The following is a 204-nucleotide window of genomic DNA, read 5'->3' on the forward strand; positions in this document are numbered from 1 at the left end:
CCTTTTGGGGTTGTTGCTATCCAGATATTGTATTGTGACCAATATTGTGGTGTATCCCAAGAAGTGGGAGAAAACATTGTGCTACATCCATCTACAATAATATCATCATTCAAATTTCTTTCAAATCTTTCTTTATAAAAAAAATTATCTCTAAAATATATCCAAGCTTGATATTTATCTTCTTTATAATAAGATAAGTTTGAG

1 pseudogene is annotated in these 204 nt (G+C 28.9%); it reads right to left on the minus strand.

The annotated features are described in order from the left end of the window. A pseudogene (locus AJ932_RS10655) lies at nt 1–204 on the minus strand (hypothetical protein); the annotation flags it as partial.

This window comes from Campylobacter sp. BCW_6873 (assembly GCF_001762365.1).
GTDB classification, from domain to species: domain Bacteria; phylum Campylobacterota; class Campylobacteria; order Campylobacterales; family Campylobacteraceae; genus Campylobacter_D; species Campylobacter_D jejuni.